Below are 13,797 nucleotides of genomic sequence, written 5' to 3'. Positions count from 1 at the left end.
ATCAACTGTTCACGCTTAGGCAACTTTTCAAAAACTATAGTTTTTTTCATAATAGGAGAGGGTTTTGTGTTGTATTTTGTGCGCTGTTGCTTAAAATTGGGGGTGATGAAAATTCTAAGCCCCAAACTGCCCCCCTATAAAGCTAGCGAACAGAGCTGGTTGGTTATTTTTACTTTTCTTTATTTAGGCATTCCAAATCTTATTTTTGTACTAGGTTGGCTGCATTGGTACATCGCTATTCCGGTTTCATTGGCTTTGCTCTGGTCAGGTTGGAGAATCTACCTCGAAAATAAAGAAGCATCACTTCCTTGGGCAAAGTCCGAAATCACAAAAAAGGCTTTGTGGTTAATGGTTATTGTGGTTACTGTTTGGTTGTTAGTGGCAGGTTCAGGTGGGGTGTTTAGGCAGTTTGGTGATTACGAAAAACATAATTCTATTGTAAGAGAACTTACGGAAAAGGCTTGGCCAGTAATTCTTGGAGACTCCGATGTTGTAAAAGGAGAGACTACCTTTCTGTGTTATTATCTAGGTTACTACCTTCCTACGGCGTTTTTAAGTAAACTTACCCACATTCAGTATGCAAATATTTATCTTTTTATTTGGACTTGGATTGGGGTTGTATTGACCTTTTTCTGGATTAGAAAACTTGCTGGGTTAAAAAAAGGAAGTTTGCTTTTTTTGATTTTCCCACTTTTGGCAGGCCTTGATGTTTACGCAGCTGTTTATCGGCTTGTGCAGTCTGTAGTACACCATGGGTTTGATGATTCGTTTTGGGAAATTGTATTATACAATGGTTTAGATGGTATGCTTTTACATAATTGGGGAGCTGCCGCAAAAGCTCAAAACTTTAACTATCGGGATATAAACAGGTTTATCAGTTGGATGCCACAACATGCAATGGGGGCTTGGTTGGCAGGAGCTTGGATTTATTGGGAAGGGAGTTTTAAGAAAAAAAATATATACATTGGATTAATAGTAGTACTGACGATAAACATCTCCACGTTAGCTGCTATTGGATGTGTTTTTTTAGCTCTGGTTTACCTTTTTAGAAATGACTTCAAAACCAATTTCAGTACTCATAATTTGTTTACAGCAATTGGTCTTGGTTTAGTGATGTTATCTTTTTTACTTGCTCATTACCCCATATCACCTAAAGGGTTTCTCTGGGAATTTATAAATTGGAGGACTATTCCCTTTGTTTTGTTTTTCTTCTATCTCATTGAATTTGGCATATATGCATTTCTTGTTCACCCTTTTTACCGCATGAAATCATTTAAAACTGACTTTTTGATGGTTATAGGAATACTGATATTGCTTCCCTTTTATAAATTAGGTTTTTACAATGACTGGTTGATTGATGTCCCTTTCTCCATTCTTTTGATTTTTTGGATATTGATTATACGTTTCTTAGCACATGCACGAAGAAATTTACGGTTTTGGGTATTTGTTTTTTTACTAGCTACAGCAGCACTTACTCCTATCCACATGATGTCAATGTCTATTATGGGCTCATATCTTGGAGCGGAGTTTTTTCCCATATCTACTCCAGAGCACTCTCCTTGGATTACCGATGTAGAATTTAGAGATGTAATAACCAAACAATACATGGGCAAAACCGATAGTTTTTTCTGGAAATACCTAGCGAAGAAGTAAAAATCAAAAAAACAATGCCACATTTTTAGGGGAAACAGAAAGGATGTTTTAACTTAAAGCAAACGTTTGAAATGGACAGATTCAAGCTTTTGCCTAGTAAATAAGATAATTAAAACAAACCCCTAAAATGAAAAAAGACAAATACCCAAAGACCCAAAAAACACAGAGACGAGAATTTCTGAAAGGTTCGGCATTGGCTGCGGCTGGCTTTATGATTGTACCGCGGCACGTACTTGGCGGAGTAGGCTACAAAGCGCCTAGCGACAAACTGAATATTGCGGCGATCGGTGCTGGCGGGAAAGGCTGGTCAGATATCAAAAATGCGTGGAACGAAGGCGGAGATAATGTTGTAGGTATTTGTGATGTGGATAAAAATAGGTGCAAAAATGCTACAGATCTATGGCCCAAAGCCAAATACTATAACGATTTCAGAAAAATGCTGGAGGAAATGAAAGAAATAGATGCTGTAACTATTTCTGCTCCAGACCACATTCATGCAACTGCGGCAATGGCCGCTATGCAACTAGGCAAGCATGTGTATGTTCAGAAGCCTCTTACTCATAACATTAAGGAGGCTCGTACGCTTACCGAAGCAGCTAGGAAATACAAAATCGTTTCGCAAATGGGAAACCAAGGTGCATCTAACCCTGGTCAGCAGCAGATGATAGAATGGTTTGAAAAAGGGCTAATTGGTACGGTAAAAGAAGTTTATGTCTGGACTAACCGCCCTGTGTGGCCACAAGGAATTCCGTTCCCAACTGAAAAACCAGCCGTACCAGAACATATCTCCAAAGATGATTGGGACAAGTTTATCGGTCCTGCCGAGTACGTAGATTACCATCCACTTTTCCACCCGTTCAAATGGAGAGGTTGGTGGAATTTTGGAACAGGTGCATTGGGCGATATGGGCTGCCATTTGATCGACCCTCCTTTTAGAGTGTTGGAACTTGGCTACCCAACCGAGGTAGAGTGCAGCGTAGGTCAGGTATTTACCAAAGATTGGACACCGGAGTATATTCCAGAAGGTTGCCCTCCTTCGTCACATGTACAGCTCAAGTTTCCTAAAACCAAAAAGAACAAGTCAGGAATTACCATGACTTGGTACGATGGCGGCATTAGGCCATTCCACCCAGAACTTATCCCCGCAGATGATCCTTTGGGTGATGAAAGCTCTCAAAATGGCGTGATGATGATTGGCGATAAGGGAATTATGACTTGTGGGGTCTACGGATTGAGACCAATGGTCTATCTGAACAGCGGTGAGAAACTGACTATGCCAGAAGGCTACGATGGCAAGAATATCTATGAAAAAACGAAACCAGAATACGGTCATCAAGTATTGTGGACAGATGCGATCAAAGATGGGTTTAATGGTAAGAAACATAAAGGATTGAGATCATCATTCGATTATGCAGGCCCTCTGACCGAAACGGTGCTGATGGGTAATTTGGCTATCCGGAGTTACCAACATGGTAAGATGAACGAGAAGCAACGATTGGAGTTTGAGGGAAGAAAACGTTTCTTATGGGATGGAAAAAGTATGAAAATCACCAATAGTGAGGATGCCAACCAATATGTATTTAGGGATTACAGAGAAGGTTGGTCATTATAAACTTCAGGTTTATAAAAATAACAGCCCCAAAGAGAATAAGAACTCTTTGGGGCTGCTGGAAAGCTTACAGTGAGGTCGTTTGAAAAACTACACACTGTAAGAACTGTCTTGAATTTTCATAATTCGAATTTTTCTATTTCTTACAATAAGAAAAAATATGCTGATAAGAGCTAGGGTAGCTATCGAACCAATGGTTATTGGGGCTATGCCTGCCATTTGGCTTTTTCCTTTGATCTGAAAAGTGGGTAATTCTTGGAAGGTGATGTAGTTTTTAGGAGTTGCATCAGTAATTTTCACCTTATGGTAATTTCTTTGATTAGGATTGAGGTTGAAAAGTAAAGTGTTTTTGATAGATAGTCCCGCTAGTTCACTGCATGGAAATTCAATACTGATTCGTGCATTGTGGAAATGATCTCCCTCCAGTATTTCAATATTAGTTGGTCGCACTAGTTCTTCTTCTTTTCTTACTTCAAAATTTAAAATAAGGTACGTTTTGGCAAATTCTATAAATACGTCCTCATCAATATCATCCTTTATGTAAGGATTACCTTCTCTCAATGCATTGTTTATAGACCAAGGTACATCTAAGGTCACAATAAGGTTACTGTTTTTGATTTCCAGGGTAGCGTAAGTCTCTTTGGGGCTGTGAGCCAAGGCAATATTTATAAAGCTGAGCAACCCGATTACAAGTATTATAACTGTTTTTTTCATAGCTTTAGAGTATTACCTTCCAATTTTAAAATCTGCTGAAGGTGTTCCTTTGAGGCAGCGTGGAAGGAAAGGGAAATCTTCCGTTATTACATAATAATAGGTGCCATTTGGGTATTCTGGCGTTACTCCTGTTCTTCCGTTACACTCGTCCAGATCACCATCTCCACCCACATATTCGTAGTCATTCGTGTAAATTCCAGAGTATTCGCCGCAAGGGGCAGAGTCGCCATCGCCAGGTCGGTCGCCCTGCTTGAGGGAAAAGCTCGAGTTGAGTGCAGTAATTCCACTTGAGCTGTTGCTTGCTTCTTTGTAACCGTACATGTAGTAGATGGGGAAGCCGTCGGCAGCATAGCCTATCAAGGTCATTTGGTTGGAAGTAGCATTTATTGATTCTAGGTACAAAGTAGGTACACCATGGTAATGATATTTTCCCGTTGGTTGAACATGAGCATTGTTGCAATCTAGGCCAAGATTTATGGACATCGCATCCAAATTCCACTCCCAGTTGACGTTTGAGTTGAAAAAACTTCCACTGTGCGGCCATGGCTCTGCGGCTTCCGGATCCAGAATGACCCCATTTAGCATTATTCCAAATTCATATTGCGGACCAGAAGTAGTACTGAGCAAAGGGGTAATACTACCCGAAAGACTAGGAAAAAGTGGTATTCGGTAGGTCTCTTCCACCTCTCCAATTGCATTTGGATTGAGCGAGCCTTGCCCCCCACCAAAAAGCCCAACTTTATGGTCGGGAATAGCATTGGAAGTAATCACCCGGCTATCTCCATCTATACTGAAGTTGACTTCAGAAGTATAGCTCAACGATTCACTACAAACCCCTCGGTTGCCAAGGTCGACAGTTGCTACATCGTCACAATCACTTGGATCTAGTACTTCTTCTTCTATTTCACCGTCATTTCCATCACAGGATGCGATGAATAGGCCAAGTAAAAGTAAAAGCGTATGCATGTTCAATGGAGTTTTCATTAGAATGTATTTTTGTTGTGTTAGTATTTAGACCTTTTTCCAAATTGGTGTTTGGATAAGAATGATTTACACTATAAAAATACGAGCTGTATACCCTCAATGCTGGCGATTAAAGCCAAAACGGCGAAACTCAAAACTGAAACCTCCGAATCGAGAACTGAAACGGATTACTTATTTGCCCAGAATTTAAAGCTAGGAGCTTTTTCCTTGCTAATGGTCACAAGCTCGAGGGTGGGAGGATGCAGTGTAAGGCTTAGTTTACTATTGAAATAGAACTCGATTTCTTGGATGCTACGCTTAGAAACGAGGTATTGCCTATTGGCACGGAAGAACTGGGCAGGGTCAACTTGTTTCTCAATTTCCTCCATTTTTATGTCGAGCGCATAGTCTTGGTTCTTGTTGCTTTTGATGTACGTGACTTTATTGTTCACATAAAAATAAGCAATGTCCTGCACGTTTATCATTAGCATTTTGTGCTTGTGGTGTACCAAAAAGCTTTCCCTATATGCAGGCTTGTGAAGCTTTTGCAGCACTTGGTGCAAGCTGCTCAAGTCCTCGGCCCTGGTTGAGTTGGTAGAGAAGTTGGTTTTAAACCGCTCAATTGCCTCAGAAAGGTCTTCGTCGTCTATGGGTTTTAGGAGATAATCCAGTCCGTTTACCCGAAAGGCCTGGATGGCATATTCATCGTAAGCCGTAGTGAAAATTACGGGACTTTGGATGGTAACTTTGTCAAAAATTTCGAAGGAAATTCCATCGGAGAGTTGGATGTCCATAAAAATGAGGTCGGGGGTATTGTTGGTTTTCAGCCACGCTGCAGCTCCTTTTACCGTCTCAAATTCTTCAAGAATTTGGTGCTCAAAATTGAGCTTGCCCAATGCTCTTTTTAATGCCCGCTTGGCGGCATTTTCATCTTCTATCAGTAAAACTGTGAATTTTCTACTCATATTTGTTCGCTAATTGGTAATAAAACCCTGAATTTATCTTGATTTTCCGTGAACCCAAAAGTGATTTCTTTATGCAAAAAGTGCCGAACTCTAAATTCCAAGTTACTTAGCCCTAGTCCATTGCTTTGCACAAAAGAAGTTTTGCTTTTTACTTTATTTTCAATTTCCACACTGTCTGGATGGAAAGTAAAATCGACATGGAGCGGGTGTTCGTTGGATACCTCGTTGTGCTTAATGGCATTTTCCAGTAAAAGTTGTAAGCTCATGGGCGGTATAAGCTTGCCCTTCGCCACTTCCGAATTGTGGAGGCTCATGGTTAGTCTATCGCCAAAGCGCTTTTGCAGCAGTTGGAAATACTTTTCTAAAAATTCTAGCTCCTCTTCTATTCTTACCAAATCTTGCCCGTTGGAAGCGAGAACATAGCGGTAAAGTTTCGAAAACTTTTGGAGATACTGAACAGCACTTCCTTGGTCTTCTTCTATCAGCTCCTTGAGCGTGTTAAGGCTATTAAACAAAAAGTGCGGGTTTATCTGTTGCTTTAGCACCTCCATTTCCGCCTTCGACTTTTGGCTTTTTAACTCCTCGTTTTCTTGCTTTTTAGCTCGGTTTCTTTCTATCTGATCTGCAAAAATGAAGTACAGGCTGACGGTGAAAGAAATGCTGATAGAGCGGATATAAATAAAGGGAGTTTGTGTGATGGAATGGAAAATGAATAATGCTAAGGATACAAATAAAATGTTGGCAATACTTATTGAAATATAGGAAACAAACGGTTTTTTATTGTACTTGGTAAGTTGGCTATCAAGAAAAATACTTCCCAAAATGCACAGTAGCTGAATGCCGGAAAGAACAGGAAGTGGCAGCCGATGCCTACCCATAGATATTCGAATGCTTTCCATAATAGGTCCAGAGAGCATGAGAACTACTATGATCAAGAAGACTTTTTTGTAAGATTTCTTCATACGTTTTCATAGGTAATACCTGACTTCTTTGGACTAGGGCATACCTTTCTCAAAAGAAGAATAATTAAATGGGTTTGACAAATAGACTGGAACTCAAGTGGAAAAATGGGGAAGTGAAACAGAAAAGAAAGGCATTGATTTGTTGAAGGGGAGGGGAGAAGGTTATGAAAAAAGAAGTCGATTGGCTAGAAAAGACATAAAAAAAGAGGAAGGTTCTAGCTTTTTGTGCTTCATCTTCCTCGTATAGGTTTTCTTACTTTTTACCACTCGTGTTTTCAGGGTATTGGTAATTGCTACTTTCAGTGCTTGCAGCTCAGCAGGTCGCTTTTGCCGCTTCTTTTTCTGTTTGCTCATGATTTATGGATTTTTTAAAATTAGATATTGATGCAAATGTATGACTTTTTAACGGAAAGTGGGGTTGGTAAGTTCGGCGCGGTCTCAATTAAGTAATTTAGGAGATACATTTCTTTTATTAGCTTCTACTGAGAATTACAGGTTTATAGTTCTTAATCTCCTTAGATTGGACACATTTTTTCAATCATGAAGGGATGTAATAATTATAGAATATGAAATTTTTAGAACTCAAGCTGTAAGCCAACTTCAGGGAAAACTGGACTAGTGACTATCCTTGATATAGGTTGGCTACAAAAGTTGACTTTTATAAAGCAACAATGCCAAAGGTTGTTATTCGTTAACCTTTGTTTGTGATTTATTTTCAGAGTTTTAACTAACTTCTCAGTTTCATGGTCTACGGTAGCGTCAAGTTTTAAGTGGTATTGGTCTGGCAAGCTGTGAAAAAATAATGGAGATGCGCAAAGGTGATATTTGGCTAGAGAACGAGGAAAAGAAGGGAGCTACGGCTACTTTGTACTTCACCATGCCAGAAGTTTATTCTTGAACATAAAAAAATACCTGAAGAGGAATTTCCTCTTCAGGTATTTTTTTTAGAATTTTAATCTATTCTTATCTTTTAAGCTTGTTGCCATCTGGAGGAGTTGCATCAGCTGCAATCATCGTACAACGGAAACCAATGGTAGCAGTTGCTGAATCTTCTTCAAGGTATCTTCTTGTACCAGGAGATAACCAGTAAGCTACATCTTTCCAAGAACCACCTTTATAAACCCTTACATGGTTATCAATAAATGTAGACCATTGTGGCTTGTCATAAACATAATCCCAAGCTGCATCATCTAAGAAACCACTGTTCCTAACTGGGTTAAGGTCTTCCATATCTTGGTATGAAAGTGGACGGTAAATATCTTCAACCCACTCACTTACATTACCAGCCATGTTATACAAACCGTAATCGTTAGGAGGGTTGTTGTAAACAGGTTCAGTAATCATAGCCCCATCATTCAACTTACCAGCGATACCAGCATAGTCACCACGACCTCTTTTGAAGTTGGCCATAAAGTTGCCCATTTGATCTCCATATGGATTCCTTGTAGAGTGACCATCCCAAGGATAAAGTCTTCTGTGGCTTTGGTTTTCGTCATATTCTTGTACACCTATTAGTGCTTGTGCTGCATATTCCCACTCAGATTCGGTTGGTAGCCTATAGTTTGGAACTACAATACCAGACTCAAGAGGAATTTTATCACCCGCTTCTGCTGCAGAAACTTCTTCGTCAGTACCGTTTTTCATTACTAGGTTACGATTTACCACTGAAGTTCTCCATGTACAGTAGTTCTTTGCTTGCAACCAACTTACACCTACTACAGGGTGGAACCTGAAGCCAGGGTAACGGAAGTAATTATCAACATATGGATCGTTAAAAGCAAGTTCTTTTGACCAAACTGTTGTATCTGGCAAAGCCTCTTCCCAATAAACAGCGCCTGAATCTCTTACATAGTGAAGGTATTCTTGCCAGTTGATATTGGTAATCTCTGTTTCGTCCATATAAAAAGACGATACAGTAACTGTTCTTTCTAGGTTATCCATAGAGCCCATAAGATCTTCTTCATAAGATCCTAAAACAACTCTACCACCTTCAATATAGCGAAGGTTTGGTCCTACTGGTTGTCCATAATATTTTCTTACTCCAAAAGAATTCTCATCTTTTCCGTTGTAAGCCATACCTGTAGTGGTACTTCGCTTACCTGGATCCATTGCAGATGGAAAGTCATTCTTTTTACCGCAACTACTCAAGATGAGTGTTGAGACTGAAAGTAGAAAAAGCAAGTGAAAAAGGCTTTTCAATCTGTTCATAATTAATTTATTAAATGATTTCAGGCTATGTATCTTTCTCAAGATTTTGATTAACTTTCTAATTAACTAAGACTGTATATTTTTATTGCCACTGGAAATTGGAAGGTAAAAATATATCGATGTAACTAATTCAATAATTGTACCTAAAAAACTATTCTTCCAAAATTTCATTTATACAGTGCATAGCTTCATGTATGGAAGAAATGTCTTCTACTATAAAAATAACACGTTTTTTTGCCTCTTTTAATCTACAAGTCCTCGGATTTTTTCCAACATATTTCAATATTTTCCCAAAAAGGTTGGATTGATAATACGAAGCATTCTCATGTTCAGCTAAATAGGATTTGAGCGTACCAGATTTTAAAATAAGTTTCTCAATACCCAATTTTTCACATTTCCACCTAAGCCTAATTGTCTCCAATAAGTCCTCTACTTGGTTTGGGAGAGGCCCAAAGCGATCGATTAGTGAAGTTGAAAACTTTTCTAAACCTTTTGGGTTAGAAACAGCATCTGCAGCTATATAGAGGTTCAAACGTTCAGAAATATTTGTGACATAATCTTCTGGGATCAATATTTCAAAGTCTGTCTCAACCGTACAGTCAACTTTTAATTGTCCCTCTGTAAGTTCTAGCTCTTTTTTGAACAAATCTCTGAACTCTTTTTCTTTCAGTTCGCCAATTGCCTCCTCTAGTATTTTATTATAAGTGTCAAAACCTAGGTCGGTAATAAAACCGCTTTGTTCTCCACCCAATAAATTACCAGCGCCCCTAATGTCCAAATCTCGCATAGCAACTTTGAACCCATCGCCAAGATCAGAAAACTCTTCCAAGGTACTTAGTCTTTTCCTCGAATCTGCCGAAAGGCCAATTAATGCTGGGGTGATGAGGTAACAATAAGCTTTTTTATTGGATCGTCCAACTCTTCCACGCATTTGGTGAAGATCTGAAAGACCAAAGGTGTGGGCCCGATTTATAATAATGGTGTTAGCATTTGGAATATCAAGCCCTGACTCGATAATATTGGTAGAAACCAACACGTCATAATCTCCATCAATAAAGGCCATCATTATTTTTTCCAGCCTCACACCGTCCATTTGCCCATGAGCATAAGCTACCCGAGCATCAGGTACTAGGCTTAAAATACTATTTGCAACTGCTTCAATATCTTTTATTCGGTTATGAACAAAGAAAACTTGACCTCCTCTGTACAATTCCCGGCGTATGGCATCTCGTATAATTTCATCGCTATACGTTTGAAGCTCGGTAGTAACAGGTTGGCGGTTGGGTGGGGGAGTGGAAATAATGGACAAATCTCTCGCTCCCATCAAAGAAAACTGCAAAGTTCTGGGGATTGGTGTCGCCGTGAGGGTTAGGGAATCTACATTAATGCATAGTTCTTTCAAGCGTTCTTTTGCTTTCACCCCAAACTTCTGTTCCTCATCTATGATCATAAGCCCAAGGTTTTTGAATTTTACATCTTTGCTTATGATCCTGTGAGTACCTATCAGAATGTCAATTTTGCCCTCTGCTGCTTCTTTTAGTGTTTTCCGTATTTCTTTTGCAGTTTTAAATCTATTTATAAACTCAATCCGACAGGGAAATTTATCTAACCTATTTTTAAATGTATTGTAGTGTTGTACGGCCAAAATAGTAGTAGGTACCAAAACAGCAACTTGTTTGCTGTCACAAATTGCTTTAAAAGCCGCACGTACTGCCACTTCCGTTTTGCCAAATCCTACATCGCCGCAAACCAGTCTGTCCATAGGGTGAGGCTGTTCCATATCTACTTTTACATCTTCAATGGCTTTTGCCTGGTCAGGTGTTTCTTCGTATAAAAAAGACGACTCAAGCTCAGCTTGCATGTAATTGTCTGTTCCAAACTGATAGCCAGGTGCTGTTTTCCGTTTTGCGTAGAGCGTGATCAAGTCTTTGGCTATATCCTTGATTTTCTTCTTCGCTTTGGTCTTTTTCTGCTCCCATTCGGGCGAGCCTAGCTTGCTCATTTTCGGCGCTTTGGTTTCCTGCCCAGAATATTTAGAAAGTTTGTGCAAGCTGTGTACACTCAGGTATAAGATATCATCATCTCTATAGATGAGCCGGATAGCTTCTTGAGGGCGCTCATTATTTACCACCTTTTCCATCCCGCCAAAGCGACCGATGCCATAGTCAATATGGGTGATATAATCTCCAACTTTTAGCTCTCGGAGTTCTTTTAGGGTGAGGGCTTTTGACTTAGAATATTTTTTTTTCTCGTGATAGCGATGAAACCGTTCAAAAATCTGGTGATCGGTATAGCAAACTACTTTTGTGATTTCATCGATAAAGCCCGATCGGAGCGAAAGGCGCATTTCTCTGTACTCCAAGTCCGGGTCAATCTCTTCAAAAATCGTTTTTAGCCTATCGAGCTGGCGTTGCGACTCTGCTATGATTATATTTTTATACCCTTTCGATTCCTTTTGGTCTAGCTCATCTTTTAGCAAATTAAAATCCTTGTTGAAATTGGGCTGGGGCGATGAGTTAAAATCAAAAGTTAGTTTTGTTTTGAGGTAAAAGCGGTTTCCAAATTCAACTTTGGTAAAGGCAGAAAGCTGTTCTTCAAATACTTCTGTAGAAACAAATAAGTCTTCAGGATGGCTTATTACTTGCGTATCTCCGCAAGCTTTTAAAATAGAATTGAAATCCTCTGTAGCACTTTGAAAATACTTTGAAAAAGTATCGGTGGTGAGTTGGTAATCCTTAAGCCAAACGACTGTGTTTTTAGGAATGAAGTTCAAAAAAGAATCTCTCACTTCCTGTAAAAGTTTTGTTTGAACATTAGGGATAATGGAAACAAACGTCTTGGTTTCAACAGAAAGTTGGGTGATGGGGTCAAAAGTTCGGATATTATCAATTTCATCTCCAAATAGCTCTAACCTATAGGGAAGCTCATTTGCATAGGAAAAGATATCAATGATTCCTCCTCTTACCGAAAATTGCCCTGCTTCGTAAACAAAATCTGTTTTCTCAAAATCGTACTCTATCAGTAGTTCGCTTACAAAATCTACACTTACTTTTTCCCCTAGCTTTGCCGAAAACGTGTTTTCCAACAAAGACCGCTGGTTAATTACCTTTTCGGTGAGGGCATCAGGATAAGTAACTATCAGCACATCCTCTTTTTTTCCATTTATCTGGTTGAGCACCTCGGCTCGCTGGAGAATATTGGCATTTTCTATTTCAGCAAACTGGTAAGGCTTTTTATAGGAAGTGGGGAAAATTAAAATATCGGTAGTAGGAAGAAGCTGTTGGAGGTCATTCATGAAATAAGCAGCCTCTTCCTTGTCGTGCAGGATGTACATATGGCTACTTGGGCTATTACGAAAATGGCTAGCTGCAATGACCGCATCCATACTTCCCGTCAAACCCTTAAATTGAACAACATTCCGGTTTTTTAATTCGGTTAAAGCCGTTGAATGAAAGCTGTCTTTTTCAAAGAAGCTGAAAAACTCATCTAATTCCAATAGTACGTCAGTAGTAGGCGATTTTGATTCTGTTGCTTTCAAAGCACGTAGTGTATATGGTCTAGTATTGATTTCAAACAATCATTAAACCCCTTATTTATTCAAAGGGTTTGAGAGAACTCTACAAAGTAAAAATTAGAGTCCTTGGTGCAAGTGGTAAAAAAGATAAAAAAAATTCCCTAATAAAGAAATTACAGGAATGAGCAAAGATGTTGTAACACTGGCATCGGTGGCTGGTATGATTTCCCCAAGTTCATTTAGCTGAGGAGAACCGGGCAAATTGTCGAAAAGTATTCCTTCCCTAGGTTTTTGCGGGTTATACAACAGCACTTCCTTTTCTTCGTCTTCTAGTGCATCTGTTTCGTGAGTGTGGGTCACCGCCATATATTCATTTCCATCAATGGCCTTGAACTTGAAGAACATTTTATAAATAACCTGATCGTTTATTTCCCTTCCCGTTGCCTTTTTTCTGGTAAGTTTTCCATAACCTGCTACCCCTTTTTTCAGAAGCCAATATGAGCGTATTCCCCCGTTGAGAGCTATAGTGACCATTACCAATCCAATGAGCGGGATCACAAGAGGAAGTAAGCCAATGGCAATCCCATTTTCAGCAGTTCGGCAACCTTCAATTCTGGCATATTCAGGGTTGCTTTTCAAGTATTCTACTGATACCTTACTGCCAACGTGATATTGGTAATCGGTTCCAAAAGACGAGCCTTCTAGCTTTTCCCCCTCTTTCGTCCAAAAAGAAAAATAATATTCTTCTATACTTTGCTCGTTTACCACCGTGCCTGTTTCCCTTACCTGGTTCACTTTACCGGGTACAGTTACTGTTTTTCCAAAATATAAAGGAAGGTGGGTGAGCTCGGAGCGAAAAGAGAAAAACCAAAAGAAAATCATCCCAAAACCAAATATAGGCCAACCTATTCGATTACTCAGACCTCCAAAAATCACTTGGACAGCAGTCGAAAAAGGAACATGCCTTGGGGCTTCAGCTATTTTCTTTTTTTGGTAATTCATAGTTGTTCGTCTAATGGAACAAAAATAATGACTTTATCCTCAAACAAAAGTAGTTTGGGGATTTCTGGTCAGTCAAATTAGAGTATGTTTAGAATTTAAGTTTTCAGGCGAAAATGATTACCACAGCGGCGGCCCATTTTGAGGTTCTCGCGAAAGAAGAAAACTCGAAAATAACAGCGCTCGCTATTGAAGAATTTTATTTTAAGT

10 protein-coding genes are annotated in these 13,797 nt (G+C 39.4%); 2 read left to right on the top strand and 8 right to left on the bottom strand.

Annotation, left to right across the window (positions count from 1 at the left end; translation table 11 throughout):
- Positions 1–105: 105 nt before the first annotated feature.
- Both R9C00_23500 and R9C00_23495 read left to right on the top strand, forming a co-directional pair.
- Entirely contained in the window at positions 106–1,653 is a 1,548-nt protein-coding gene (locus R9C00_23500) for a hypothetical protein (GenBank protein WPO34671.1), read from the top strand.
- A gap of 127 nt (positions 1,654–1,780) precedes the next feature.
- Positions 1,781–3,265 carry a Gfo/Idh/MocA family oxidoreductase gene (locus R9C00_23495; protein ID WPO34670.1) on the top strand — a complete coding sequence of 495 codons (1,485 nt, stop codon included), beginning with the start codon at positions 1,781–1,783 and terminating at the stop codon, positions 3,263–3,265.
- A gap of 87 nt (positions 3,266–3,352) precedes the next feature.
- Here the strand turns inward: R9C00_23495 and R9C00_23490 are convergent, their stop codons facing one another.
- From R9C00_23490 to R9C00_23455, 8 genes are all read right to left on the bottom strand, one after another.
- Positions 3,353–3,976 carry a hypothetical protein gene (locus tag R9C00_23490; protein WPO34669.1) on the bottom strand — a complete coding sequence of 208 codons (624 nt, stop codon included), beginning with the start codon at positions 3,974–3,976 and terminating at the stop codon, positions 3,353–3,355.
- 12 nt (positions 3,977–3,988) lie between these two features.
- On the bottom strand, positions 3,989–4,960 hold the full coding sequence (locus tag R9C00_23485) for a YHYH protein (GenBank protein WPO34668.1): 972 nt from the start codon (positions 4,958–4,960) through the stop codon (positions 3,989–3,991).
- Between the two features lie 167 nt (positions 4,961–5,127).
- The gene (locus tag R9C00_23480) at positions 5,128–5,904 is read right to left on the bottom strand and encodes a LytTR family DNA-binding domain-containing protein (protein WPO34667.1); all 777 of its coding nucleotides are present in this window, start codon (positions 5,902–5,904) and stop codon (positions 5,128–5,130) included.
- Positions 5,901–6,866, bottom strand: coding sequence for a sensor histidine kinase (locus R9C00_23475; GenBank protein WPO34666.1), 966 nt, complete (start codon positions 6,864–6,866; stop codon positions 5,901–5,903). The genes R9C00_23480 and R9C00_23475 overlap by 4 nt, the downstream gene beginning before the upstream one ends.
- Before the next feature lie 162 nt (positions 6,867–7,028).
- Complete coding sequence (locus tag R9C00_23470) at positions 7,029–7,220, bottom strand: hypothetical protein (protein ID WPO34665.1); 192 nt, start codon at positions 7,218–7,220, stop codon at positions 7,029–7,031.
- A gap of 609 nt (positions 7,221–7,829) precedes the next feature.
- Complete coding sequence (gene gldJ, locus R9C00_23465) at positions 7,830–9,074, bottom strand: gliding motility lipoprotein GldJ (protein ID WPO34664.1); 1,245 nt, start codon at positions 9,072–9,074, stop codon at positions 7,830–7,832.
- 151 nt (positions 9,075–9,225) lie between these two features.
- Positions 9,226–12,612: a transcription-repair coupling factor gene (mfd, locus tag R9C00_23460; protein ID WPO34663.1), complete on the bottom strand. Its 3,387-nt coding sequence runs from the start codon at positions 12,610–12,612 to the stop codon at positions 9,226–9,228.
- Positions 12,613–12,705: 93 nt separating this feature from the next.
- On the bottom strand, positions 12,706–13,590 hold the full coding sequence (locus R9C00_23455) for a hypothetical protein (GenBank protein WPO34662.1): 885 nt from the start codon (positions 13,588–13,590) through the stop codon (positions 12,706–12,708).
- Positions 13,591–13,797: the final 207 nt, after the last annotated feature.

It is taken from the genome of Flammeovirgaceae bacterium SG7u.111 (genome assembly GCA_034044135.1).
GTDB lineage: Bacteria > Bacteroidota > Bacteroidia > Cytophagales > Flammeovirgaceae.
Note: the sequence above shows the minus strand (reverse complement) of the source record. Positions and strands in the feature narration are given on the sequence as shown.

What these genes read in the sequence shown, in the direction of transcription:
- R9C00_23480 (WPO34667.1), bottom strand. Translation starts at nt 5,904, where the DNA reads ATGAGTAGAAAATTCACAGTTTTACTGATAGAAGATGAAAATGCCGCC.
- gldJ (WPO34664.1), bottom strand. Translation starts at nt 9,074, where the DNA reads ATGAACAGATTGAAAAGCCTTTTTCACTTGCTTTTTCTACTTTCAGTC.
- R9C00_23475 (WPO34666.1), bottom strand. Translation starts at nt 6,866, where the DNA reads ATGAAGAAATCTTACAAAAAAGTCTTCTTGATCATAGTAGTTCTCATG.
- R9C00_23490 (WPO34669.1), bottom strand. Translation starts at nt 3,976, where the DNA reads ATGAAAAAAACAGTTATAATACTTGTAATCGGGTTGCTCAGCTTTATA.
- R9C00_23455 (WPO34662.1), bottom strand. Translation starts at nt 13,590, where the DNA reads ATGAATTACCAAAAAAAGAAAATAGCTGAAGCCCCAAGGCATGTTCCT.
- R9C00_23485 (WPO34668.1), bottom strand. Translation starts at nt 4,960, where the DNA reads ATGAAAACTCCATTGAACATGCATACGCTTTTACTTTTACTTGGCCTA.
- R9C00_23495 (WPO34670.1), top strand. Translation starts at nt 1,781, where the DNA reads ATGAAAAAAGACAAATACCCAAAGACCCAAAAAACACAGAGACGAGAA.
- R9C00_23500 (WPO34671.1), top strand. Translation starts at nt 106, where the DNA reads ATGAAAATTCTAAGCCCCAAACTGCCCCCCTATAAAGCTAGCGAACAG.
- R9C00_23470 (WPO34665.1), bottom strand. Translation starts at nt 7,220, where the DNA reads ATGAGCAAACAGAAAAAGAAGCGGCAAAAGCGACCTGCTGAGCTGCAA.